Source organism: Gelidibacter sp. (assembly GCF_053579655.1).
On record NZ_JBMDWE010000011.1, the window covers coordinates 18782 to 43925 of the forward strand.

The window sequence follows — 25144 nt, forward strand, 5'->3', positions numbered from 1 at the left end:
TAAAGTAAAATTAACAAGAAAACTCCAACTTAAAAGAACGTCATTACAGAAAGACTCTCTTCAATTCCTTGATGATATTAAGCGCTCTCAAGTGCCTGTTTTAAATCGGCAATAATATCATCAACATGCTCCAATCCAACTGAAATCCGAACTAATCCATCAGAAATTCCAGTTTCCAAACGGTCAGCTTCGCTCAATTTGCTATGGGTTGTACTTGCAGGATGCGTGGCTATGGAACGTGTATCGCCCAAATTGGCAGAAAGCGATAACATTTTCAAATGATTCAGAAATTGACGGCCCGCTTCCATGCCGCCTTTCACTTCAAAGGCCACAACATTGCCACCTTGTTTCATTTGTTTTTTGGCCAACTCATATTGTGGATGCGATTTTAAGAATGGATATTTCACCAAAGCAACCTTATCATGAGCTTCCAAAAACTCAGCAACTTTAAGTGCATTTTCACAATGTCTATCGACGCGAACTCCTAAGGTTTCTAAACTTTTTGAAAGAATCCAAGCGTTGAATGGCGATAAGGCTGGCCCAGTATTTCTTGAAAACAAATAAATTTCTCGCATTAAATCCGCTCTGCCGACAGTCACGCCTCCAAGAACACGGCCTTGCCCATCAATCAATTTTGTAGCCGAATGAATAACCAAGTCCGCACCAAATTTTATAGGGTTTTGCAGATAAGGCGTTGCAAAACAATTGTCAATAATGAAGATAAGATTGTGCTTTTTGGCAATTTTCCCCAATAATTCTAAATCTAAGATATCCACGGCGGGATTTGTCGGACTTTCCACAAACAAAATCTTGGTGTTCGGCTGAATAAGGCTTTCGAGGTGATCGATCTCCTCGACTTTAAAATAACTGGTTTCTATATCCCATTTTGGTAGAAACTTGGTAAATAAGGTATGCGTCGAACCAAAAACACTTCGTGCCGACACAATATGATTGCCCGCATTAAGTAAAGCGGCGAAGGTTGAAAATACCGCAGCCATTCCTGTTGCAAACGCATAACCACTTTCCGCACCTTCAAGCTTGCACATTTTATCGACAAATTCGGAGGTATTCGGGTTTGTAAACCGGCTATAAATATTACGTTCCTTTTCTTCAGCGAAAGACGCTCGCATATCTTCGGCATCTTCAAAAATAAAACTGGAAGTTAAATGTAAGGGCGCGGAATGTTCCATGAATTCTGAACGTTCCATTTGTGTTCTGATGGCGTCGGTTTCGAATTTGTAATTGCTCATCGATTATTTTTTAAGACCTGTCAGGTTTTGAAAACCTGACAGGTCTGGCCTGAAAGTGGCTCTTTTCTAATTAATATGTTTTGATAATCTTAAGATATCTCCAAAAACGCCTCTAGCGGTCACTTCTGCTCCAGCACCTGCACCTTGAATCACGATAGGTTGCTCGCCATAGGACTCTGTGAAAATTTCGAAAATAGCATCGGAACCTTTGATATGACCTAAAGTACTATCTAAAGGAATGGACACTAATTTGACCTCCAAATTTCCTTTGTCCTGTGATAAATCGCCCGACAAATCGCCAACATAGCGCAACACATGGCCTTCTTTCTGTTGGTCTTTTATCGCTTGGAACTTGTCATCTAAAACATCTAATTGCTTTAAAAATTCAGAGGTCGGAATTTCTCTATAAGCTTCTGGAATAAGATTTTCCACAGAAATATCATCAAACTCATTTTGCAAATCGAGTTCTCTTGCTAGAATCAAGAGTTTTCTTGCAACATCATTTCCTGAGAAATCCTCTCGAGGATCTGGTTCTGTAAATCCTTTATCAATGGTTTCTTGAATAATGGTACTAAACAATTGATCCTGAACCGAAAAATTATTGAACAAATAACTGAGGGTTCCAGAGAAAACACCACGAATACGTGTGATATTCTCGCCCGATTCATGTAATAATTTAATCGTATCAATCAACGGTAAACCTGCGCCTACGGTAGTTTCATACAAATAACTCTTTTGGTTATCGTCCAAATTTCGTCTGAGTTCGGTATAAAAATCGTGTGAAATCGTGTTTGCTATTTTATTAGAAGACACCAAGTCAAATCCAGCTTCCACCAACGGAATATAATTTTGATAAAACTCCGAACTTGCCGTATTGTCCACCGCAATTAGGTTTTCTAAATGATGGGTTTTTGCAAAGTCCATAATATCTTGAAGGGCATAGCCTTTCGGGGTGTTTTCTAAAGCGTTCTGCCAATCAGAATCGGCACCTTTTTTATTTAATAGCACTTGTTTTGAATTGGCAATTGCAAAAATATTCAAACTGATACCTTTTCGCTTTTCGATATCGGCCTTCGATTTTAGAATTTGGTTGATTAAAGCACCACCAACTCCGCCATGTCCAAAAATCGCAATATTTATTTTCTTGGAAATTCCGAAGACTTCGCCATGAATCACGTTTACCGCTTTATGAAGCTGATTTTTTCTGACCACCAAACTTACGTTTCGGCCCGTAACCGTATTATTGAATAATAACGGGGTAATCTGATTTTTTATCAACGCATTGAATGGCTTATGAAACGAGCCTAACTCAATTCCGATAATCGAAATTACGGACACGTCATCAATTACGCTAATTTTACTCACGTCTTGTGAGTAAAAGTCATTTTCAAACTCACGCTCCAAAGCAATTACGGCTTGGGTTGCCTTATCGGCATCAATGACCAAACCAATGCCACGCTCGGAAGAACCTTGCGAAACAATGCTTACGCTAATATTATGTTGGCTTAAGGCTTTAAAAATTCGAGCATCGACACCAACTTTCCCTAGCAATCCGCGGCCTTCAAAGTTGATCAACGCCACATTGTCCAAAATGGAAAGCGAGGTCACTTCCTTCGTATTTGCTTTGGCAGAAATTAAAGTGCCTTCATCATCAGGATTAAAGGTGTTTAAAATCCGAAGTTTGATGTTTTTCTCTAATAATGGAATGATGGTTTTAGCATGTAAAACGTTCGTTCCAAAGTTGGCAAGCTCATTGGCTTCAGCAAAAGATAATTCGCGAATTTTTTGAGCATCGGCCACCAAATCAGGATTGGCCGTATAAATTCCGTTGACGTGCGTAAAGTTTTGAAGCTCTTCAGCATCTAAATAATTCGCCAATAAAGAAGCGGAATAATTACTCCCGTTTCTACCTAATAAGGTCGTTTCATTTTTAGAATTCGACCCAATAAAACCTGTAACCACATTCACTGTGGTGCCATTGAAATTCTTGAAATGTGCCAAAACATTTTCACGAGACGCTTTTTCAACAGGTTGTGCATTCAGATAATCGCCTTCTGTTTTAATCAATGTAGTCGCATTGGTTGCATTGGCATTGATATGCTCAGCTTTCAGTAAGGCTGTAATCAATTTAGACGAAATGATTTCGCCAGCGGCCAAAACCTCAGCTTTTATTTTATCGCTGTAATCGCCCAAAAGCGCTACGCCTTTGAATATATTTTCCAACGCTGAAAACTCAGGTGTAAAATCAACAGATTTTAACGGTTCAGATTGATATGTTTTGAACGCTTCAAAATCATCTTGATAAGCTTCTCGATGCGATGCTTTGGTCAAAAGAGCTTCCAATTCATCCGTAGCATTCCCACGTGCCGAAACAACAACGGCAATTTTTTCATGGTCTTCTACTTTTTTCTTTATGATAGATAGGGTTCGTTGTAAACCTTCGCCATTGGCCAAAGATTTCCCCCCAAATTTTAATATTTTCATTTTTTTATGTGCTGTATCTGGTCTAAAAATGGGTTCAATGATTTTTTCTAATTGATCAAATTCAATTAAAAACGCATCGTGACCGTGATCGGAATTGATTTCACTATAGGTTACATTCGGATGGATTAAGGCCAATTGCTTTTGAGTTTCGCGATTTTCTTCCGCCGTAAAAAACAAATCTGAATCGACGCCAACAATGGTAATATTTGAATTGATCGCATTTAAAATGTTAGGATCGTCTCCATTATTTTTGGTAACATCAATGGTTTTCAGCAACTGATTCATCAATTTATAAGCCGATAACTGAAAACGTTCCTGTAATTTATTGCCGTGGTGCAACAACCAACTCTCTACATTAAATATTTCCGAATCGTCCTTTTTACTGCGTTGAAAACGTTCCTTAAAAGATTTTGGCGTTCTGTAGCACAACATGGCGTGCATTCTGGCATCGTGAACTGGATTACTGGAATTGACTAAAAATTGTTCCTGAATTTGACAATTGGCAATCAACCAATCGGTCGATTTCCAATCGGTTGCTACAGGAATAAGGTGTTCTGCTAAAGTTGGTGCTAAAAACGCCATTTCCCAAGCAATTCCACCGCCCAACGAACCACCAATCAAGGCGAAAACTTTCGTGATTTTAAGCTCTTTCAAGCCTTCTAAAAATAATTTGGCAATATCTCTGGCTATGAAATCTTTGTAATTCTCAACAGTAAAACCGTCATAGCCATTCCCTGGAATGTTGAATGACAAAATGGTATACACATTGGTGTCAATCACTTTATCAGCGCCAATAAGATCCAGCCACCAACCACCTTCGCCGGCCACATTGCTATTACCGGTCAACGCATGGTTGACCAACACAATCGGTGCCGTGCCTAAAGGTTTACCAAAAAGTTGGTAAGACAATTTTATAACAATTGTCTTACCACTTTCTAAGGTATAATTCGGAATTTGGATGTAATTTAATTGTGACATCTATTGAACTGCATATTGTTTTTCCACACTCACCTTTACAGGCGTAATGTTGGTTAAATTATCTTTTACTGGACATCTATCTTGAACAATTCGCAGCCATTCGGCTAATTTTTCAATAGAAGCATCGGTCTCAGGAATTAACTTTAAATCTATTTCCTTAAAACCTGCTCTTTCAGCATTTGAAACTCCAAATAATTTATCAGGATTAATGTTTCCTGACACTTCTATATGTAATTTCTTAATTGAGAATCCCAATTCTTTCGCTACCAAATGCCCAACTACGTTGACACAGCCTGCTAAACCAGCCAAAATATATTCAACCAGATTTGCATTTTCATCAGTACCTCCTAAACCTTCAGGTTCATCTACCACCAGTTTAAACTGTCTGGTTTTGGCAATAAATTTGGCCTCAGAAGCACTGTGTCCTTTTACACTAAATGTTAATTCGCTCATGATTTAGGGGTTTATTAGTTAGCTGAATTCTGCAAAACAGATTCACTAACTAGTTTAAACGCCTGTTTTAAATCAGCTTTTAAATCGTCGATATCCTCTAGACCGACCGACAAACGAATTAAATCTTTTGTAACTCCAGTAAGTTCCTGAGCTTCGTCCGGCAACTGTTGGTGCGTGGTGCTTGCTGGATGAATGATGAGTGATTTGGTATCGCCGATATTAGCGAGCAATGAGAACAACTTGGTTTCATCTGCAATTATTTTAGCCGCTTCATAACCTCCAGTAACACCGAAAGTAACCAAGCCACTTTTGCCTTCCGGCAGATATTGATCAGCCAACGCTTTATAAGGACTTGATTCCAAACCTGGATAATTTACCCAAGTGACTTCCTCTTGCTCTTGAAGCCATTTGGCCAATTCCAAAGCATTTTTACTGTGTTGTTTGATACGTAATTCTAAAGTTTCCAAACCTTGAATGATTTGAAACGCATTAAATGGACTTAACGCCGATCCGTAATCACGAAGACCTTCCACACGAACTTTTGCGATAAAAGCCGCATTTTTCAATACTTCTGAATATACTAAACCGTGGTATCCGGCAGATGGCTCTGTAAATTCTGGAAATTTACCATTGGCCCAATCAAAATTACCACCGTCAACAATGGCGCCTCCGATAGCAGTTCCATTACCATTTGCGTATTTTGTTAACGAGTGAATAACGATATCCGCACCATGCGCAATAGGCTTTAGCAAGTAAGATGTTGCTACGGTATTGTCAACAATTAAGGGGATTTTATTCTTTTTTGCAGCATCAGAAATCGCTTTTATATCCAACACATCCAATTTAGGATTTCCTAAAGACTCAATGAAAATAACACGTGTATTTCCCTGTACGGCTTTATCAAAATTATCAGGATCTGACGGATCGACAAATGTGGTGGTAATACCATGTCTTGGCAAAGTCACATTTAACAAATTGTAAGTACCTCCGTACAAACTGCTTGACGCCACAATATGATCGCCCGCTCTTAAAAGCGTGAGCAAAGTCGTAGCAATGGCAGCCATTCCTGAGGCTGTGGCCACTGCTGCAATTCCACCATCAAGTGCTGCTACTCGCTGCTCTAAAATGTCAGTTGTTGGATTGTTGATTCGCGTGTAAATGTTTCCAGGCTCAGCAAGTGCAAATAAGTTTGCAGCATGATCAGAGTTTTTGAAAACAAAAGCTGTGGATTGATAAATTGGCACTGCTCTAGTACCGCCATTGGATTGAACATCGTGTCCTGCGTGCAACGCTTGGGTTGCGAATTTTTGTGTACTCATTTTTCTAGTTTTTTTGAGTTAATAAATGAATTAAAACAAAAGCCAAATACGCCATCACTGACGGACCAAATAGAAAAATGTTAAAAAGAAAAGAGTAATCACAGATGAGTAATTACGTTTAGTTATCTATCCAATTACCTGATAAATGAATCAGTAATTAAGTAGAATTTAGCACCTTCTTAAATGAGATTCCTGTTTGCGCAGGAATTTTAAGGGTTGCCAAGGCTTCATCGGGTCTAATCCCTCCGCCTTTCTTGATAACACTTCAATAAGTTTTTGAACTTTGTGAACGCAAATATTGCAACACAAATGTTACAATTCCAAATAAATTATAAAGTTTTTTAAAAACCAGCTGTTTTACAATTCCAAAAAACCTCACTTTCTTCAAGCAGGCAAAGGATACTTCATTGAAATTTAAGCTCGAAAAAAATCTTGTGAGTTTAATTTCAGACGAAATCAAAATAAAAGGATTTGCCATCCATTTAATTTTTTTACTTTTGCCTATTAATAATTGAGAGGAAAGATTTGACTGATTGCAACCTCTTCTGAATCGGGAAACCCTGAGGATGAGACTCTGTATCAACAACAGAGTTAAAAATGCTAAAGGCAGTGCAAACTACCTTCGACGTTTTCCGTCAAATCTTCCGTAAACCTATAATAAAGAAAAGGTTATGGCATATTTATTTACCTCAGAAAGCGTTTCTGAAGGACATCCAGACAAAGTAGCAGATCAAATCAGTGATGCTTTAATTGACAACTTTTTAGCGTTTGACAAAGACTCTAAAGTGGCTTGTGAGACCTTGGTGACTACTGGACAAGTCGTCCTTGCAGGCGAGGTCAAATCAAAAACCTATTTGGACGTTCAAAAAATAGCAAGAGATACCATCAATAAAATTGGTTACACCAAAAGTGCCTATATGTTCGACGGCAATTCTTGTGGTGTTTTTTCAGCCATCCATGAGCAATCTGAAGATATCAACAGAGGTGTTGACAGAGCTAACAAGGAAGAACAGGGTGCAGGAGATCAAGGGATGATGTTTGGTTACGCCACTAGCGAAACTGAAAATTATATGCCTCTGGCTTTAGATCTTTCACATCGTTTGATGATCGAATTGGCTGCTTTACGCAGAGAAAACAAAGACATCACTTATTTACGACCAGACTCCAAAAGTCAAGTCACTATTGAATACAGTGATGACAACGTACCGCAGCGCATTGATGCCATTGTGATTTCCACACAACATGACGATTTTGTAAAACCAGCATCTAATTCGGCAGAAGATATCATTGCTGCGGATACTGAAATGTTGGAGAAAATCAGAAAAGATATTGTTGCCATTTTGATTCCGCGAGTTGTTGCTGGACTTCCGGAGCAAATTCAGGTGTTGTTCAATGATGACATTACGTACCATATCAACCCAACTGGGAAGTTTGTTATCGGTGGACCACATGGCGACACCGGACTTACTGGACGAAAAATTATAGTAGACACCTATGGTGGTAAAGGAGCCCATGGTGGTGGGGCTTTTTCTGGAAAAGATCCAAGTAAAGTAGATAGAAGTGCTGCCTATGCAACACGTCATATTGCTAAAAACTTAGTCGCAGCAGGCATTTGTTCTGAAGTTTTAGTTCAAGTAAGTTATGCTATTGGCGTGGTGCAACCTACATCCATTTATGTGGACACTTACGGTACGTGTCCATTTAATTTAACGGATGGCGAAATTGCAGATAAGATATTCGAAATTTTTGACATGCGTCCAGCAGCCATTGAAGACCGCTTAAAACTGCGTCAACCGATGTACAGCGAAACTGCAGCTTATGGCCATATGGGAAGAGTTAACGAAACCGTTACAAAAACTTTTGAACAATTCAATGGCACCACTGTAACCCTTGATGTGGAATTGTTCACTTGGGAAAAATTGGATTATGTGGACAAAGTCAGAGCGGCGTTTGAAATTAATTAGAATAAAGACCGCTTCGCTTTTAGAATTAAGTACAAAGACTTTATAAAATACAAAAGAGAACCTTCAGTAGAAATGCTGAAGGTTTTTTGATATCATAATGTATAGTCCTAAAAAATAACCCCGAGCTTTAGCTCGGGGCATGAAAGTGTAGAAAAGCAAAGGGCTTTAGCCCAAACTGTACCCGAGACGACAGTTTGGCTAAAGCCCTTCACTTTTTATCTTTTAACCCCCAGATAAAGCTGGGGTTACTCAAAATTTAATTGTAAGAATAGCGTTGGATTAATCCAATCCACCTTTACGCTCTGGAGAACGTTGTATTGGCCATTCCATTTGCTTGCCAGTTCGCTCGTTAATTGGCAATACTATTTTTTCTTTCGATACTCTCTCAGGATCTTCACTGGCTTCATAGGCTAATATAGCAGTCAAGATCGCATTGCTTCTCACATCGTCAAAAACGATTTTATCATAGGTATCTCTGTTGGTATGCCAAGTATAATTCCAGTAGGACCAGTTTAAAGAGCTCAAGTTAAATGAAGGTGCTCCTGCAGCCACAAAAGAGGCGTTATCTGAACCTCCACCAGCTGGAGAACCAGGGAAATTGGTTTTGATATGACTTGATATATCTTTTGGAACCGCACTTAACCAACGGGTTAAATAGTCATAAGCATGCAAATATCCTGCACCTGATAAATCAACCACACGTCCGGTACCGTTATCTTGATTGAATACCGCTTGAATATTTTTCACAATTTCTGGATGGTCTTCCACAAAAGCACGTGAACCATTCAATCCTTGCTCTTCGCTACCCCAGTGACCTACTAAAATCGTACGTTTTGGGTTTGGATAAAACTTTTTCAACAAACGCATTGCTTCCATCATAACCAAAGTTCCAGTGCCATTATCAGTTGCTCCTGTACCACCATCCCATGAATCGAAATGCGCAGAAAGAATCACATACTCTTCTGGTTTTTCAGTACCTTTTATTTGCGCAACTGTATTAAATGTTGGTGCCATACCTAAATCTTTAGACTCCGCAACAATTTTAATTCTTGGTTTGTCGCCATATTCAGCTAAACGATAAAGCATGGTGTAAGACTCCAACTCGATATCAACCGTTGGGATCTTTTTGGTACGTGCGCCAAATATTTTATTCGCTCCAAAGGCTTTCGACCAATATGAAGATACAATACCGGCAGCACCGGCATCTTCTAAAGCATTAATGATGGTCCTTGCATCATATCCTGTTCTGCTGATGTTGTCGCGAAAAGCTTTTGAAATCGAATCACGAGTCTTTTTCATTTTCTCAAAAGATTCTGGAGTCGCAAATTCTTCCCAGTTATAATCAGGTCTTCCTGTAATTTGATATTCAGAAACCATCACAAATTTTCCTTTGGCATTTTTAAGCCAATTTTTAAACTCTGCCGCATCTTTCACGGTTGGAAGCGTAATCACTTCCGCAGTCACACCTTTTGGACCCGTACTTGGGCTCCAAGACAATTGAATACCTGCTAAGGTTTGCACACGTGGATACACCATATCGATATGGGTTACACCGCGCTCCCAAGCTTTCCACTCACCGTATTGTTCATTTTGTGCAGGAATGCCCCATTTTTCATATGTAGCTACAGCCCAATCATGAGCTTTTTTCATCTGCGGTGTTCCCACCAATCGTGGGCCAATGACATCCATTAAATGATGTCCTAAAATTTCCAATTGGGAATTCTCATTGGCTTCTTTAATCATGTTTTCAATAACCGCATTTTTCTGCTGTGCAGTCACTGTAAACACAGAGCATATCAGGAATGCCCCTAGTAAAATTCTTTTCATTTGTTAGTAGTTTTGTTTAGTAAATTAAGGGTCTCAAAATACAACTTATATCTAAGATTAGAAACCAATAGTCTTCAAAAAAGAATCAAAACCCTTCGACAAGCTCAGGATCCGCCGCTTCGCTTTTAGAATCAAGAATATAGACACAAATCATAAAGGGTTGAAAACATATATGAAATCACTATTGTCCGATAAAGGAACCAAGACCACTGCGTTGAAAGAAAATAGAATATAAACTTATGCCGTAAAGCATTGAAATCATTGGGCTTAAAACTGAAAAGCTCGTCCAAATTCGTGATTTTTTTAAGCGTTTGTAACAATGAATAGAAGAAGTGTATCGTTGAACAAAACTTTAAAAACCTCTATTTATAGAAGGGTACGCGAAGTACTGCATCGGACCACAATAATATGAAATCAAATATTTGACCGGTTATTATTTTTTTTTCAATTTCAGAAATATGAAAATAATCCTTACTCGAGCAATCATCTTTCTAAATGACAAAAACCATTAGAACTATCCGAAGAAAACCCCAAAAATGTTTTAAAAATTTAAACCTCTTTAAGGCAATTATATTTTATTCAGACGTCATAATTAGAAACCAAAAAAGGACAACTTCTTCTGAAATTATCCTTTTTCAAGATTAAATCTTTTCTATTATTAAAGCGAATAAATAACTCTAAAGGTCACAAAACGGGGTTGAATAAAATATTCGGTTGCACTTACTGAAATGCTGCTGGTGTTACTTTGGCTTTGTGATTTTGTATTCAATAAGTTAGTCGCTTTTACCGCATATTCCAATTTGGCATCCTTATTTGTTCTATAGGCTAAAGACGCGTTCCAGAACTCGTATTTGTTGAGCGTTCGGTCATTATTACTAAAATTATTATAAGCGAAATCTGTTTTAAAAGTGAATGTTTTTAAAATTAGTGCGTCCACTTCAATAGATGGTGTCTTCGTATAGAATTTATTTCTGGTAGATCCTTGATCACTGTCTTGAATTCCATAACGATAACCCACAGTAACGTTTGGCGCCTGTCTGAAATTTGTTCTTAATTCCGCACCATAGGTTTGCGAATAATTTTCGTTAACTGAACGAATGCCTTGGATGAATTGATTAAACTTTGAATAACTGAAATTACCATTCACTGAAGCTTGCCACTTCCCAAACCGTTTTTGAAAACGTCCGTTTGCGTTGACGGTCTCATCTGCAAAATCAGAATTGAATGGCGAATTGGTACGAATGACGCTTTCGAAATTGGTCAAATTACGAATTTGATCTATCTTTTTGCTGTAGCTAATCCCTCCATTCACATTGGTATAATTGAACATATTGAAGCTGAAATAATTCAATCGCACGTTATGAGACAAAGCGTTGTCCAAACTTTCATTTCCTGAGAAAATAGAGTTGTAATTGTTGAGCACAATCCCTCTTGCCAAATTGGTCACATCGGTAAATTGCGTATTCATGGCATAGGTCAAGGAAATAGTCTCACTTTTTTTCAACTGGATACGCATATCAAAATCAGGAAGAAGCTTGAAGAAATTATTTTTATATTCCTCACCAAACTGTACATTTTTCGAAGTGTAGGCATGCGCTGAAAGTCCTGGAGTAATCGTAAAAATCCCAGTTTTGAATTGGTAATGCGCACCTAAATAAATATCGCTGAAATTATAATCGGTGTTGTTCGTATCCAAACCATTGTTAAACGTTGGCGTCGGATCAAAAATGGTGTCATCATCTAAAAACTGGAAGATTTCAGAGTCAAAATTCTGCTTACTCAAAATGGTTCCTAAAGTGAAATTGATATTACTTTTGGCATTCAACACCTTCCAATAATCCAATTTCGCATCCAATTGATTCGATTTGATACGTTTGTCCTGAGCCACATTATAATCCAATTGGTTAGGATCCAATCCTAAATTAGTCGCTGTTTTTTCATAATTGGCTTTTTCTTCAATAATCGCATTATAAAACGGATCCTCATCCTGTAATAAATGCTGCGCTTCAAAAGCAAAAATATTCGTCTCGTCCAACGTATAGTAATAACTCAGGTTTTGGTTGATACTAAAAGGCTTGGTCTTTTCAAACTGATCGATATTTCCAATAACGGATGACAGATAATTTTGATCTTGAGATTCTTTTGAAAGACGGCCCAAAATATCATAATCCAATTGATTACTTGCGTTTGGCTTGTATTTCGCACTCATTTTTAACATCCCCAAATCACTACGCTGTCTGGTCGTACTTTGAGTGTCTTCATCGGGAATTCCCAAATCGGAATTGGTATATTGTACGGAGTTGTTCTCTTGCAAATCGGTTCTGTTGCCTGATATAATAGCAAAACCGCTTAAATCCAATTTTTTATTGGGCGAATAGCTAAAATTTGCCGCCCCAAACTTGGTATTGATATCTTTTGCTCGATTATTCTGCATGGATAAAAACCCAAGATTATTACTTCCTAAATTGATAGAGGTGCCACTATTACGACTTGGGGATCTGAAACCACCCGAAAAATTGAAATAATCACGACGTGTAAAAGCGATTTCACCAATATTATTCAAATCGCCAATCAAATTCACACTGTATTTTGGACTGTAATAAAATAACTTTGGTTGGGCCAGATACAATCCATTATTTTCCGAAACACCACCACCGGCAGTGATATCTCCAAACCAGAAATTGGATTTCCCTTTTTTTAGTTTAATGTTGATGGCAATATTATCCATATTATTGGTCACCCCACTCAATTGTCCAACCTCTGCATAATTTTTAAGAACCTGAACTTTGTCCACTGCACTCGCAGGAATATTTTTAGTGGCCAATTTGGAATCGCCATCAAAAAAATTCTTGCCGTCGATCATGACTTTACCTACGACCTTGCCTTCTATCTCAATTTCGCCATCGGCATTGACTTCAACTCCTGGCAAGTTTTTCAATACATCGCCCAATTTTCGCTCAGTACCTTTGTTAAAAGAATCCGCATTATATATCAAAGTATCGCCTTTGATGGTCACTGGCATTTCATAGGTCAAATGAATTTCAGCCAGACTATTATCTTCCTTTAATGTCAAATTTTTAATCAAGTCCGACTCCTTAATACTTAAGGTTTCATCATAGGTTTTCATACCAATATAGCTCACTTGAATGGTGTAAGTCATGTTTTTGGTCAACGCCAATTTGTAGCGTCCTTGATTGTTAGTAATCCCGTACGACTCCAAGCCTTTGGTTTGTTGATTTATGGCGATGACGTTGGCTAATTCCAACGGATTGCCTATACTATCTTTAACGACGCCTTCTACTTTAATTTGCGCAAAAGAATTTCCTACTACACAAAGCAGTATCAGCGTTATGAAATGTCTCATTATAAGTTTTTTGATTGATTGTTTATGTTATGGTAGTCTTATGTTAGAAACGTGAACCACGACCTCTACCGCCGCCCATGTCCTGCATTTCTTTCATTTTATCTTTTACGATTTCGGCGTATTGTGCTTTGGTAACTGCTTTGCCTTTTGTTGGTGCTTTGATTTCAACTTTATCCTTAGGATTGATTTCAATTTTTGTACATAAAATAGTTGTACGACCAGAACTCACTTCCAAAATCAAGCCCGGAAGTCCCCAATATTCTCCCGGACCTTGATTGACCGGGATTTGTGGCGTGTACCACGCAGTAACGAGGATTTCCTTTGGAACTTCAATTTCGTCCATTGGATTAGTTGATTTATCTCCTTCCTTTTTTGTTTCCGCATCTCTGTTGCGTCGTCGCATATTGCCGAAATCCATCTCCTCGCCTTTTTTCATGGCCGTAGCTTTAAAAGCTAAATATTGGCCGATTTGCTTGGATTCATTCTCCATTTTCCATTCTAATTTCGGGATGGAATCTTTGATTAAAAACTGCTTCCCGAAAAACTCTTGGTCTTGGATGAGTTGATGGTCTTTCACGTTTTTATATTGTGCACCAGCGGTAAAACTACCCATCATAGCCCATCCGCCGCCACCTGATCCTGGAGTGGCTAATTTCTCTTCCTCTTTGTAAATGGATTCTGTCCTGTTAAAACTTAGAATGTAGGTTTTCTCCAACATGTTTTTCATGCGTTCGGCCATCATTTTTTTCTGTTGGTCGCTCATTTGATTACCACCAAGATTATCCATGTCCATGGTCGTCTTTGATTGGTAATAGGCTTTCCCTTGAAAATCCTGCGCCATCAATGCACCAGAAAACAAAAGGATAAAACAGCCGAGAAATTTAATAGAGAGTGATTTCATTTTTTACGTTTTATTATGAAGTGGTTGTTCAAAACAGACATCGGTTCAATTTGACTGTTAAAAATCCAGTTAGTTAAACCATAAAACGTTAAATTTTTCTTAAAACTATCTGCCAGACCTAAAAATTACCGTGCCGCCGCTGTTGCCTCTGGAATTCATTTGATCCATCATTTCTTTGTTTTTCTTTTCCATGATATCATTAAATTCTTGTTGCGTAACTACCTTCCCCTTTTTAGGTTCATTAATGGTGATGACGTCTTCTGGGTTAATGATAATTTTACTGCAAATCAAAGTCAACTTACCATCATTGATTTCCAAGATTAAACCCGGAAGTCCAAAAAACTCGGCGGGCCCATTACTAACTGGGATTTGAGGGGTGTACCAAGCGGTGGTTACCTTTTCCTTCATGACGGTTTCAATGCCCTTATCTTCCGTCATGGTTTGTGTTTTGACCTGTTCTGTAATCTGCGCTTTAAAACAGGTGTATTGACCAATATTTTTGGTTTCATTGAGCAATTCCCATTGTTGACCTTTTAAGGAATCTTTGATGAGAAACTGTTTCCCGTAAAATTCGGTTTGATTGGTAAACCTTTGTTCCTTCAGATTTTTATATCTCACATCTGCACCATCAGAAAAGTTAATTGTGATACCGCCACGCGATGGCATCGGCGCTGCCAGTTTTTCGTTTTTCGTATAGATCGATTCGTTGCGATTAAAATTTAAGGTGTATTCCTGTTGCGATTGTTGCCTAAGCTGATCTTCAATTTGTTTCTGCATTTCAGGACTTACTTTAGAGTCCTTTTTAAAGTTTTCATCATTAAAATCAAATTTCCGATGGGATTTATAAGTGGCGACCCCTTGAAAATCCTGAGCATTTACCATCATAACCGTAAACAAGGTTACAAGGACTGATAGTTTTTGTTTGTACTTCATAATTGAATGATTTTTGATTGATTATTTTTACCATTACAAAGATTAGCCATTAATAAACAGCATTGCGTTAATGAGTGTTAACGAGTGTTAACCGATACAAATTGAATGCATCCAACTCCCTATCTTTGACCTATGACGACAAAAAACTACTTGTGGATTTTATATGCGATTACCGCGACCATCGTCATTACCATTAGCGTACAGATTTATTGGAATTACAATAATTACCAACTCAACAAACAGCGCGTTAGCAACGAAATTCAGTTAAGCATCGACAATGCCTTGGAAGAATATTATGCGGAAATCGCCAAATCAAACTTTCTAACCATTATTAAACCTGATGACACTGCTGACTTTGGCACGAGTATTTCAGAAGAAATCGCCAAATTATCCAACACCCGATCGAAAGCTAATAAATTGAAGTCACTCAATATTGCTTCTGTCAGTTTTAAATCGAATTCATCCAAAACAACGGATTCTTTGCTATCCAACGAAAAAAGGGAATTGAATAAAATACTCCTATCGAAAGGCAGAAACCCTTTGGACAGCATTATTGCCATCACACAATTGACGACTAATGATTCGGGAATACATTTCGAAAAAGGCAGCCAAATCAAATCCGTTCAGGTAATAAAAGGAAAAAAGGCTTTTGACAGTTTAAAGGTTATAAAAAGCATAAACACCATTATGATCTCCATGGATCGCGATACTTTAGAATATGGTCAAGTCGATTCCTTATTAAAAATCCAGTTTAAACAGAAACACATTTCCCCTAATTACATTATCAAACATTTTAAGAAAGACACGCTTTATCATAGTGTCAACTCCGAATTGAAAGGCAATGATATCATGTCAGTCACTTCAAAATCCACTTATTTAAAACCAAAAGAACGTGTTGTTTTGGAATTCGAAAACCCACTAAAAGACACTTTAAAGTTAAGTTTTACAGGAATTCTGACATCTTTCTTGCTGGCAATTGCCATCATCTCGTGTTTATTTTATCTCCTCCGAATTATTCGGCAACAAAAACAATTGGCGGAAGTAAAGAATGATCTGATTAGTAATATTACCCACGAATTTAAAACTCCTATTTCAACCATTGGCGTTGCCCTTGAAAGCTTAAGAAATTTTAATGCACTTGAGGATAAAGTGAAAACGCTAAACTATTTGAACATTTCCAAAGATCAATTGGGAAAACTCAATGTGATGGTCGAAAAATTATTGGAAACCGCAACCTTAGATAGCGACAACTTAGAATTGCATAAAGAACAAATTAATGTGGTGGAACTCGTGCAACATTTGGTGGACAGACATTATGTACAAAACGATGCCAAAAAGATGGATTTTGAGTATCCTTCTGATATGGTTTTTGCGAATGTGGATCCGTTTCATTTTGAAAACGCCATCAATAACATGATTGATAATGCTGTGAAATATGGCGGAGAAACCATTATGATTAGTCTAACACAAAATTCATTCGCCACCACAATTTCCATATCCGATAACGGCAATAGCTTGAAACAAATCAACAAAGGCAAACTATTTGAAAAATTCTATCGTGTCCCAAAAGGAAACACGCATGATATTAAAGGTTTCGGAATTGGCTTGTATTACACCAAGAAAATTATTGAAAAACACGGTGGCACCATTCTTCTGAATGTAGATAATCAACTGACCACTTTTAAAATCAGCGTCCCCAATGCATAAACCCATTACCATACTTTTAGCCGAAGACGAACCCGCTTTAGGACAAATCATAAAAGAGAGTTTAGAAACACGAAATTTCAATGTCTTGCTCTGTGATAATGGCGAAAAGGCTAAACAAGTTTATTTAGAACAACACCCAGAACTCTTGGTTTTGGACGTTATGATGCCCAAAAAAGACGGCTTTACTTTAGCCAAAGAAATCAGAAGTAAAAATGACACAATTCCGATCATTTTTTTAACGGCAAAATCCCAGACCAAAGATGTCGTGGAAGGCTTTACCATTGGCGGCAATGATTATCTAAAAAAGCCTTTTAGCATGGAGGAATTGATCGTGCGGATCAATAATTTATTGAACCGATCGAACCTTCAAAAAGCTTCAGAAACTCTGACTTTCGGCGATTTTACCTTTGATTTCCCAAAACAGACCTTACAATTTAAAGAGGACGATACCACACAACTCACACATCGCGAAGCCCATTTATTATTTCATCTTATAAAAAACAAAAACCAGGTATTGGATCGCTCTCTTATTCTCAATAAACTTTGGGGAAATGATGACTTTTTCAATGCACGAAGTATGGACGTTTTTATTACAAAACTTCGAAAAAAGCTGAGTGCCGATGAAAACATTCAAATTTTGAACGTTAGAGGTTTTGGTTACAAGTTAATATGTTGATTGTGGTTTGTTTTTGTAATTTGTACCGAATTGATAAGAAACATCCAAATAAGATGGAACGGTTAGAGAAAAAGAAAGCACTTGTTGAATGGCTAATGGCTTTAGAAAACGATGTTATTTTGAATAAAATCAGAGAATTAAAAGATAAAGAATCCTCTGACTTTCAAGACAATTTTGAGAATGGTCTAACATTAGAAGAATTCAGAATTGAAATCAAAAAACGAATAGGGACATATAGATAATGTCGTCAATAGCATTCACAATCTAAAATGAAAAACCTGCTCTACATTCTCCTCTTTGCCTCCGCATCACTCTTTTGTCAAGAAAAGATGATTGCAATTGCCTTGGATGAAATCCCAATAAATGCAGATCATTTTATAGCCATTGATAATTTCGGAACACAATTTTACACCAACGGCAACACGTTTTATAAAGAAGATCCACAGCAAATTTTCAATTATACCAATGTACAATTGGGGAATATCACTTCGGCCAACGCATTCAATCCTTTAAAAATTAATCTGCTTTATAAAAATTTCAATACCGTTGTGGTTTTGGATAACCGGCTATCTGAAATCTACAAAATCGATTTCAATACCATCCAACCCTATAAAAACGTGACTCATATTTCTACCGGATTTGACACTACACTTTGGATTTTTAATCAGGATTTACAGCAATTGGAACTCTTTGATTATAAAACCAATAAAACAAGGACCACGGCAATGCCTGTAGAATCGAATGTTTTAGATCTTGAAAGCAACTATAATTATGTTTGGTTATTGACTGAGAAATTCCTGTACAAATACAATTACTTCGGAAGTATGATTTCTAAAATGGAAAATGATCATTTCATTCAAATTTCTGAAGACAACGGAAATCTTGTCATCCAAAAAAACGACGGTCTCTATTTTTTGGCCAAGGACAACGACCAACTCATCGCCATCAAACTGCCTAATTTGTTAATAAAACAGTTTTTACTAACCAATGAAAGCTTGTATATTTGCACCGATGAAACACTTCATCACTTCCAACTAAAAATCAGATAAATATGCATGTAGCAATCGCCGGAAACATTGGTGCAGGAAAAACCACGCTTACAAAATTACTAGCAAAACATTACCGATGGGAGCCACAGTTAGAGGATGTGGTTGACAATCCGTATTTGGATGATTTTTATAATCAAATGGAACGTTGGAGTTTCAATTTGCAGGTGTATTTCTTGAACAGCCGTTTCCGTCAGGTCATGCAAATTCGTGAAAGTGGAAGAGACATCATACAGGACAGAACCATTTATGAAGATTCGCATATTTTCGCGCCCAACCTTCATGCCATGGGTTTGATGACCAATCGCGATTTTGAGAATTACCGTGCGCTTTTTGAATTGATGGAAACCTTTGTGCAAGGCCCTGATTTATTGATTTATTTGCGCAGCTCCATCCCTAATTTAGTGAAGCAAATCCACAGTCGCGGTCGTGAGTATGAAAACTCCATCAGCATCGACTATTTAAGCCGTTTAAATGAACGTTATGAAGCTTGGATTTCGGGTTATAACAAAGGAAAATTGCTGATTATTGATGTTGATAATTTAGACTTTGTTGCCAATCCTGAAGATTTAGGAAGTATCATCACGACGATTGATGCTGAAATTCATGGATTGTTTTAGCACCTTATCCTTTTTCTAACATTTTTTTGCGTTTAAAAGTGTACTTTTCGAATCTAAAATTCATTAAATAAATTTTAGATTCGAAAGGCAGATAGACTATTGATATAATTTATGACACCACTTTATAACTCTAAATATTACCACCGTGACCTCTCATGGTTACGCTTTAACCATCGCGTTTTGCAGGAAGTTGCCGATAAACGCAATCCCCTTTACGAACGCATCAAGTTTATGGCGATTTTCTCATCTAATTTGGATGAGTTTTTTAGAGTCCGGGTTTCAGATATTCGACAGGTTAAGGATTTAGACAAATCTATCCGTAAAAAATTAGTTACCAAACCCAATCAGGTTCTTGCCGAAATCAAAGTACAAGTCGATTTACTTCAAGATGAATTTGGACAGCTTTTTCAGAACGAAATCATTCCCGATTTAAAACAGGAAAGCATCCATCTTATTACCTATAGAGACTTTTCAGAAACCCAGAAAAAAGTGGCTGAAGCTTATTTCGAATCCACTTTAAAATCTAAAATTGATTTTGAAAACTCTGTTTTTTCGACTAAAGACTCCGTTTTTGTTGAGAATGAAAATTCCTATATTACTGCATTGATCTCCAAAGATAAATTTCAAGTGGTTCAAATTCCAAAAGATGAACCTCGATTTTATGTATTCCCATGTGAGAACGACACTCACTACATCACCTTTATCGATGACATCATCAAGTATAATCTCTACAAGTTGCAACCCGAATTGGATTTATCCTATTATGCGATAAAAATTTCCAGAGATGCCGAATTATATATAGAAGATGAGTCTTCTGGCAACCTGATGGAAAAAATCAAGGAATCACTTCCTAAGCGTGAAACGGGTCAGCCTACGCGTGTTTTAATTGACCAGCGGATGCCCGAAAGTTTTCAGAATATCTTGAAAAAGGCACTAGATGTTACCAAAGTCGATATTGTTTTAGGAGGCACGTATCATAATTTCAAGGACTTTTTCGGTTTTCCAAATCCCACAAGCAAGTATTTATATTTTGAAGAATTACCACCTATTGACCATCCGGTAACTCTAAAGTATGCGTCCATGTTTGAAGCGATTAACAACAAAGATCAGTTGATACATTATCCCTATCAGTCGTTCGAGCCGGTTATTGAATTACTGGAAGAGGCCGCCAATGATCCAAACGTAACGACCATAAAAATGACACTTTACCGCGTGGCAGAAGAATCGCGTTTAAATAACGCCATTAGCAAAGCCGCCAAAAACGGAAAGAATGTCATTGTATTTATTGAAGTCAAAGCCCGTTTTGATGAGCAGAACAATTTAAAATGGGGCGAAATCTTTAAAGATAGTGGTGCTCAGGTTATTTACAGTTATCCTGGAATTAAAGTGCATTCAAAAATCATCTATATCGAACGTCAATTTGGAGAGGACATTAAGCCGTATTGCTACATTGGGACGGGGAATTTCAATGAAAACACTGCCACGCTTTACACGGATTTCGGCTTGATGACCAACAACAAGAAAATCGCCGAAGATCTCAATAAATTATTCTTGGTGCTTGAAGGCACTTCTATTGTACCTAAAGCTAAAAAACTTCTGATTTCTCCATTTTCCATGCGCAACAAATTTGTGAGTTTATTGGAGAAAGAAATCCATTTGGCACAAGCAGGCAAAGAGGCTTATCTCATTTTGAAGATGAACAGCCTTGAAGACAAAAAGATGATCAAGTTACTTTATGAAGCGAGCAATAAAGGCGTCAAAATCCGATTGTTGGTGCGCGGGATGTGCAGTTTAGTGCCTGGAATTAAAGGACAAAGTAAAAACATCAAAGTGATCAGTATTTTAGATCGCTTTTTGGAACATGGGCGTGTGTATATTTTCGGCAATGGCGGCGAAGAAAAAATGTATATCGGTTCTGCCGATTGGATGACGCGCAATTTAACGCATCGTATTGAGGTAGTAACGCCAATTATGGATCCTGACAATTTCAAGATTATCAGAGATGTGATTGACATTCAATTGGCTGATAATGTCAAAGCCAGAATCATCGATGCCGAACAGAAAAACGACTACGTTAAAGTGGGCAAAAAACCAGAAATCCGTTCGCAATATGAGATTTACGAGTATTTTAAGCGATTGAAAGCGAAGGTTTAAGAACGAACGATAGAACACTGATGACGCTGATTTCTTATGATATTCACTGAAATCTATATACTCAGACCTGACAGGTTTTGAAATGCTTATGTGTTGAAACGCTTTCCAAAAAAAAATCTGTGTAAATCTGCTTAAATCTGTGTCATCTGCGTTCTATTTTCCTATAATTGGGACACTGATGACGCTAATATATTATGATTTTCTTTGATTCTTATTTGATTGAAACTCAATCTAAACACATATACGTACAGAAAGAAATCAGTGACAATCTGTTAAATCTGTGTCATCTGTGTTCTATTGCTTACCCTACCTAATCATCTTAAAAAGAAAAGGCCACATCATAGAGACGTGGCCTTTTATAGCATTTATTTGAGAAAGAATTATTTCTTGTATTTTGCTTTCAATTCAGCAATGCCAATTTTCACTTCTTCTAAAGTTCCTTCCAGAACCGTTTTTTCTTTCATCAATTTATCACCTTCAATAAACGTTCTTGTAACGATAGCCTTCGCATTATCAGGATTTTCTGAAATCATTTCAATATTCAATGAATTGTTGACAGTATCAGTAACTTCAATCACTTCGGTATTTTTAACTGCAGTTCCAACAGCGTGGCCACCTAAAATAGGCGCAATCACCAAACCGATCAAACAGGTCAATTTAATCAAAATGTTCATGGATGGACCTGAAGTATCTTTAAATGGATCTCCAACAGTATCACCAGTTACTGCTGCTTTATGCGCTTCAGAGCCTTTAAAGGTCATTTCGCCATTGATCAACACACCAGCCTCAAAAGATTTTTTAGCGTTGTCCCAAGCACCACCAGCGTTGTTCTGAAAAATAGCCCAAAGCACACCACTTACGGTAACTCCAGCCATATAACCACCCAACATTTCAGCAATAGCCAAATTATTCATTCCATAAATCATCGGCACGAAAGCAATAATCAATGGGAAACCAATAGTCAATAGTCCGGGAAGCACCATTTCTTTTAAAGACGCTTCGGTCGAAATTGCCACACATTTATCATATTCTGGTTTTGCAGTGCCTTCCATGATACCTGGAATCTCACGGAACTGACGACGTACTTCTTCCACCATTTGCATGGCTGCTTTACCTACCGCGTTCATCGCTAAAGCAGAAAATACGACGGGCACCATGCCTCCAACAAATAACATGGCTAAAACAGGCGCTTTAAATATATTAATTCCGTCAATGCCTGTAAACGTTACATAAGCCGCAAATAAAGCCAAAGAGGTCAACGCTGCCGAAGCTATCGCAAATCCTTTACCTGTTGCTGCTGTTGTGTTACCAACGGCATCCAAGATATCCGTACGCTCTCTTACAATAGGATCTTGTTCACTCATTTCAGCAATACCACCTGCGTTATCAGAAATAGGTCCGAAGGCATCAATAGCCAACTGCATTGCTGTAGTGGCCATCATTGCTGAAGCAGCCAGTGCTACACCATAGAATCCTGCAAAAGCATAAGACGTCCAAATTGCAGCAGCAAATAACAATACCGATGGAAATGTAGAAATCATCCCTGTAGCTAATCCCGCGATTATATTGGTTCCCGCACCAGTACTTGATTGTTGTACAATTTTTAAGATTGGTTTTTTACCCAAACCGGTATAGAATTCGGTAATCGATGAAATCACAGCACCTACAACCAATCCCACCAAAGTGGCATAAAATACACGCATAGAAGAAATTTCTTGAAGTCCTTCGCCGAAGAAATTCATTTTCATGGTTTCTGGCAACATCCAAGTTACTAAACCATAACAAGATACTGCAACCAATGCGATGGCAACCCAGTTTCCACGGTTCAAAGCACCCATAACCTGAGCTTCCTTAGCATCATTACTATTGATCTTGACCAACAAAGTTCCAATAATCGAAATGATAATTCCGACACCAGCAATCGCCATAGGCAATAAGATTGGACCAATCCCGCCGAAGGCATCATTAAGAGCGCCGCCCATATCCTTAATCACATAATTCCCTAATACCATCGCTGCCAAAACCGTTGCCACATAAGACCCGAATAAATCGGCGCCCATACCAGCAACGTCACCAACATTATCACCAACATTATCTGCAATGGTTGCAGGGTTACGGGGATCATCTTCAGGAATACCGGCTTCTACTTTACCAACTAAATCGGCACCAACATCAGCTGCTTTTGTATAGATACCGCCACCTACACGCGCAAATAACGCAATAGATTCAGCACCCAATGAAAAACCAGCCAGCGTTTCCAACACGATAGTCATATCCATAGTGTTCGTCCAAACACCACCCATAAACACATGGAAGAAAATAATAAAGAATACGGTTAAACCTAAAACCGCTAATCCAGCGACGCCTAGACCCATAACGGTTCCGCCACCAAAAGATACTTTTAGGGCATTTGGCAAACTTGTTTTCGCTGCCTGTGTGGTTCTTACGTTAGTTTTGGTCGCGATTTTCATCCCAATATTTCCAGCGAAAGCCGAAAATACAGCTCCAAAAATAAAAGCGATCACGATTAACCAGTGTGTTGTTGGCACTATAAAAGAAACAATCGCAAGTAGCGTACTCACAATCACCACAAAAACGGCCAATAAACGGTATTCTGCATTTAAAAAAGCAAGGGCGCCTTCATGGATGTAATCTGAAATTTCTTTCATTCTACCATCTCCAGCGTCTTGTTTCATGACCCAGGATTGTTTGATCAGCATGTAAATTAACCCTAGGGCTGCCATGGCAATTGGCATATAAATCATCATTGATTCCATATTATTATTTTAGTTTAAAAATGTTAAACGAATGTTAAACGGTTGCTAATGTAATAAAATCAATGAGAAATAAAAAACCCCTTATAGTTTATAAGGGGTTCATGTTTTTATCAATGGAGAATTATTTTAGATCTTAAAATTCCCATTAGTTTTATGTTCACTTTGCTCATAACGCTCTACGCATTCATCAACAATTTTATAAGCAGTTTGCGCCGTTCCCCAGCCACCAACATCTACTTTTTTCTTTTCCAAATCTTTATAAACTTGAAAGAAATGCTCGATTTCCTTTATTTGGTGAGGGTTAACGTCCTCTAAATCGTTAAGTGTATTCCAAATAGGATCTGAAACTGGTACACAAATTATTTTTTCATCGTTGCCTTTTTCATCTGCCATGTGGAAAACACCAATAGGTTTTACTTCCATAACACACATTGGAAAAGTTGGCTCTGTTCCCAAAACCAAAACGTCTAATGGATCACCGTCCAAAGCAAAAGTTTCTGGAATAAAGCCATAATCGGCAGGATACATCATAGACGAAAACAACAAACGATCAAAACGAATTTTCTTTAAATCAAAATCGTATTCGTATTTGTTACGGCTTCCTTTTGGTATTTCAATCAATACGTCAAATGTGGTTTTTCCTTTAGGACTCATGTTGTGATTTATTTTTAGTAGCCTTTTTATTAGCGGC

The 25144-nt window shown here is 37.8% G+C and carries 17 protein-coding genes and 1 riboswitch; of the genes, 7 read left to right on the top strand and 10 right to left on the bottom strand.

The window, feature by feature from the left end; all coding sequences use genetic code 11:
- Positions 1-77 precede the first annotated feature (77 nt).
- From ACOH2D_RS07470 to ACOH2D_RS07485, 4 genes are all read right to left on the bottom strand, one after another.
- Entirely contained in the window at positions 78-1250 is a 1173-nt protein-coding gene (locus ACOH2D_RS07470; RefSeq protein ID WP_449534853.1) for a trans-sulfuration enzyme family protein, read from the bottom strand.
- 66 nt (positions 1251-1316) lie between these two features.
- On the bottom strand, positions 1317-4712 hold the full coding sequence (gene thrA, locus ACOH2D_RS07475; RefSeq protein WP_449534854.1) for a bifunctional aspartate kinase/homoserine dehydrogenase I: 3396 nt from the start codon (positions 4710-4712) through the stop codon (positions 1317-1319).
- A complete protein-coding gene (locus ACOH2D_RS07480; RefSeq protein WP_348037252.1) occupies positions 4713-5165 on the bottom strand; it encodes an OsmC family protein in 453 nt (150 codons plus the stop codon). It lies immediately after the preceding gene.
- A 14-nt stretch (positions 5166-5179) separates the two neighbouring features.
- Positions 5180-6484 carry an O-acetylhomoserine aminocarboxypropyltransferase/cysteine synthase family protein gene (locus ACOH2D_RS07485; protein ID WP_449534855.1) on the bottom strand — a complete coding sequence of 435 codons (1305 nt, stop codon included), beginning with the start codon at positions 6482-6484 and terminating at the stop codon, positions 5180-5182.
- Positions 6485-6603: 119 nt separating this feature from the next.
- A riboswitch (SAM riboswitch) is annotated at positions 6604-6748 on the bottom strand.
- A 407-nt stretch (positions 6749-7155) separates the two neighbouring features.
- Here ACOH2D_RS07485 and metK point away from each other — a divergent pair.
- Entirely contained in the window at positions 7156-8448 is a 1293-nt protein-coding gene (gene metK / locus ACOH2D_RS07490; protein WP_348036522.1) for a methionine adenosyltransferase, read from the top strand.
- Between the two features lie 279 nt (positions 8449-8727).
- On the opposite strand, the gene ACOH2D_RS07495 is transcribed toward metK, so the two are convergent.
- The 4 genes from ACOH2D_RS07495 to ACOH2D_RS07510 form a co-directional block, all read right to left on the bottom strand.
- Positions 8728-10275 (bottom strand): M20/M25/M40 family metallo-hydrolase, encoded by a 1548-nt coding sequence (locus ACOH2D_RS07495; protein ID WP_449534856.1) that lies wholly within the window; start codon positions 10273-10275, stop codon positions 8728-8730.
- Positions 10276-10933: 658 nt separating this feature from the next.
- Positions 10934-13639, bottom strand: coding sequence for a carboxypeptidase regulatory-like domain-containing protein (locus ACOH2D_RS07500; protein WP_449534857.1), 2706 nt, complete (start codon positions 13637-13639; stop codon positions 10934-10936).
- Positions 13640-13682: 43 nt separating this feature from the next.
- On the bottom strand, positions 13683-14540 hold the full coding sequence (locus ACOH2D_RS07505) for a GLPGLI family protein (protein ID WP_449534858.1): 858 nt from the start codon (positions 14538-14540) through the stop codon (positions 13683-13685).
- Positions 14541-14645: 105 nt separating this feature from the next.
- Positions 14646-15473, bottom strand: a complete 828-nt coding sequence (locus ACOH2D_RS07510) for a GLPGLI family protein (protein WP_449534859.1) — start codon at positions 15471-15473, stop codon at positions 14646-14648.
- 132 nt (positions 15474-15605) lie between these two features.
- Between ACOH2D_RS07510 and ACOH2D_RS07515 the strand changes: the two genes are divergently transcribed.
- The 6 genes from ACOH2D_RS07515 (at position 15606) to ppk1 (ending at position 21676) form a co-directional block, all read left to right on the top strand.
- Complete coding sequence (locus ACOH2D_RS07515) at positions 15606-17180, top strand: sensor histidine kinase (RefSeq protein ID WP_449534860.1); 1575 nt, start codon at positions 15606-15608, stop codon at positions 17178-17180.
- Complete coding sequence (locus ACOH2D_RS07520; protein ID WP_449534861.1) at positions 17173-17856, top strand: response regulator transcription factor; 684 nt, start codon at positions 17173-17175, stop codon at positions 17854-17856. Before ACOH2D_RS07515 ends, ACOH2D_RS07520 begins: the two co-directional genes overlap by 8 nt.
- Before the next feature lie 53 nt (positions 17857-17909).
- Positions 17910-18098 carry a hypothetical protein gene (locus ACOH2D_RS07525; RefSeq protein ID WP_449534862.1) on the top strand — a complete coding sequence of 63 codons (189 nt, stop codon included), beginning with the start codon at positions 17910-17912 and terminating at the stop codon, positions 18096-18098.
- 27 nt (positions 18099-18125) lie between these two features.
- Positions 18126-18905, top strand: coding sequence for a hypothetical protein (locus ACOH2D_RS07530; protein ID WP_449534863.1), 780 nt, complete (start codon positions 18126-18128; stop codon positions 18903-18905).
- A 2-nt stretch (positions 18906-18907) separates the two neighbouring features.
- Complete coding sequence (locus tag ACOH2D_RS07535; protein WP_449534864.1) at positions 18908-19522, top strand: deoxynucleoside kinase; 615 nt, start codon at positions 18908-18910, stop codon at positions 19520-19522.
- A gap of 111 nt (positions 19523-19633) precedes the next feature.
- Positions 19634-21676, top strand: a complete 2043-nt coding sequence (ppk1, locus tag ACOH2D_RS07540) for a polyphosphate kinase 1 (protein WP_449534865.1) — start codon at positions 19634-19636, stop codon at positions 21674-21676.
- 380 nt (positions 21677-22056) lie between these two features.
- Here ppk1 and ACOH2D_RS07545 read toward each other — a convergent pair whose 3' ends face one another.
- On the bottom strand, positions 22057-24453 hold the full coding sequence (locus ACOH2D_RS07545) for a sodium-translocating pyrophosphatase (protein ID WP_348035040.1): 2397 nt from the start codon (positions 24451-24453) through the stop codon (positions 22057-22059).
- Between the two features lie 126 nt (positions 24454-24579).
- A complete protein-coding gene (locus tag ACOH2D_RS07550) occupies positions 24580-25107 on the bottom strand; it encodes an inorganic diphosphatase (protein WP_348035041.1) in 528 nt (175 codons plus the stop codon).
- Between the last annotated feature and the right edge of the window lie 37 nt (positions 25108-25144).

Excerpts from the sequence above, each read along its gene's own strand:
- ACOH2D_RS07470 (WP_449534853.1), bottom strand. The coding sequence starts at position 1,250 with ATGAGCAATTACAAATTCGAAACCGACGCCATCAGAACACAAATGGAA.
- thrA (WP_449534854.1), bottom strand. The coding sequence starts at position 4,712 with ATGTCACAATTAAATTACATCCAAATTCCGAATTATACCTTAGAAAGT.
- ACOH2D_RS07480 (WP_348037252.1), bottom strand. The coding sequence starts at position 5,165 with ATGAGCGAATTAACATTTAGTGTAAAAGGACACAGTGCTTCTGAGGCC.
- ACOH2D_RS07485 (WP_449534855.1), bottom strand. The coding sequence starts at position 6,484 with ATGAGTACACAAAAATTCGCAACCCAAGCGTTGCACGCAGGACACGAT.
- metK (WP_348036522.1), top strand. The coding sequence starts at position 7,156 with ATGGCATATTTATTTACCTCAGAAAGCGTTTCTGAAGGACATCCAGAC.
- ACOH2D_RS07495 (WP_449534856.1), bottom strand. The coding sequence starts at position 10,275 with ATGAAAAGAATTTTACTAGGGGCATTCCTGATATGCTCTGTGTTTACA.
- ACOH2D_RS07500 (WP_449534857.1), bottom strand. The coding sequence starts at position 13,639 with ATGAGACATTTCATAACGCTGATACTGCTTTGTGTAGTAGGAAATTCT.
- ACOH2D_RS07505 (WP_449534858.1), bottom strand. The coding sequence starts at position 14,540 with ATGAAATCACTCTCTATTAAATTTCTCGGCTGTTTTATCCTTTTGTTT.
- ACOH2D_RS07510 (WP_449534859.1), bottom strand. The coding sequence starts at position 15,473 with ATGAAGTACAAACAAAAACTATCAGTCCTTGTAACCTTGTTTACGGTT.
- ACOH2D_RS07515 (WP_449534860.1), top strand. The coding sequence starts at position 15,606 with ATGACGACAAAAAACTACTTGTGGATTTTATATGCGATTACCGCGACC.
- ACOH2D_RS07520 (WP_449534861.1), top strand. The coding sequence starts at position 17,173 with ATGCATAAACCCATTACCATACTTTTAGCCGAAGACGAACCCGCTTTA.
- ACOH2D_RS07525 (WP_449534862.1), top strand. The coding sequence starts at position 17,910 with ATGGAACGGTTAGAGAAAAAGAAAGCACTTGTTGAATGGCTAATGGCT.
- ACOH2D_RS07530 (WP_449534863.1), top strand. The coding sequence starts at position 18,126 with ATGAAAAACCTGCTCTACATTCTCCTCTTTGCCTCCGCATCACTCTTT.
- ACOH2D_RS07535 (WP_449534864.1), top strand. The coding sequence starts at position 18,908 with ATGCATGTAGCAATCGCCGGAAACATTGGTGCAGGAAAAACCACGCTT.
- ppk1 (WP_449534865.1), top strand. The coding sequence starts at position 19,634 with ATGACACCACTTTATAACTCTAAATATTACCACCGTGACCTCTCATGG.
- ACOH2D_RS07545 (WP_348035040.1), bottom strand. The coding sequence starts at position 24,453 with ATGGAATCAATGATGATTTATATGCCAATTGCCATGGCAGCCCTAGGG.
- ACOH2D_RS07550 (WP_348035041.1), bottom strand. The coding sequence starts at position 25,107 with ATGAGTCCTAAAGGAAAAACCACATTTGACGTATTGATTGAAATACCA.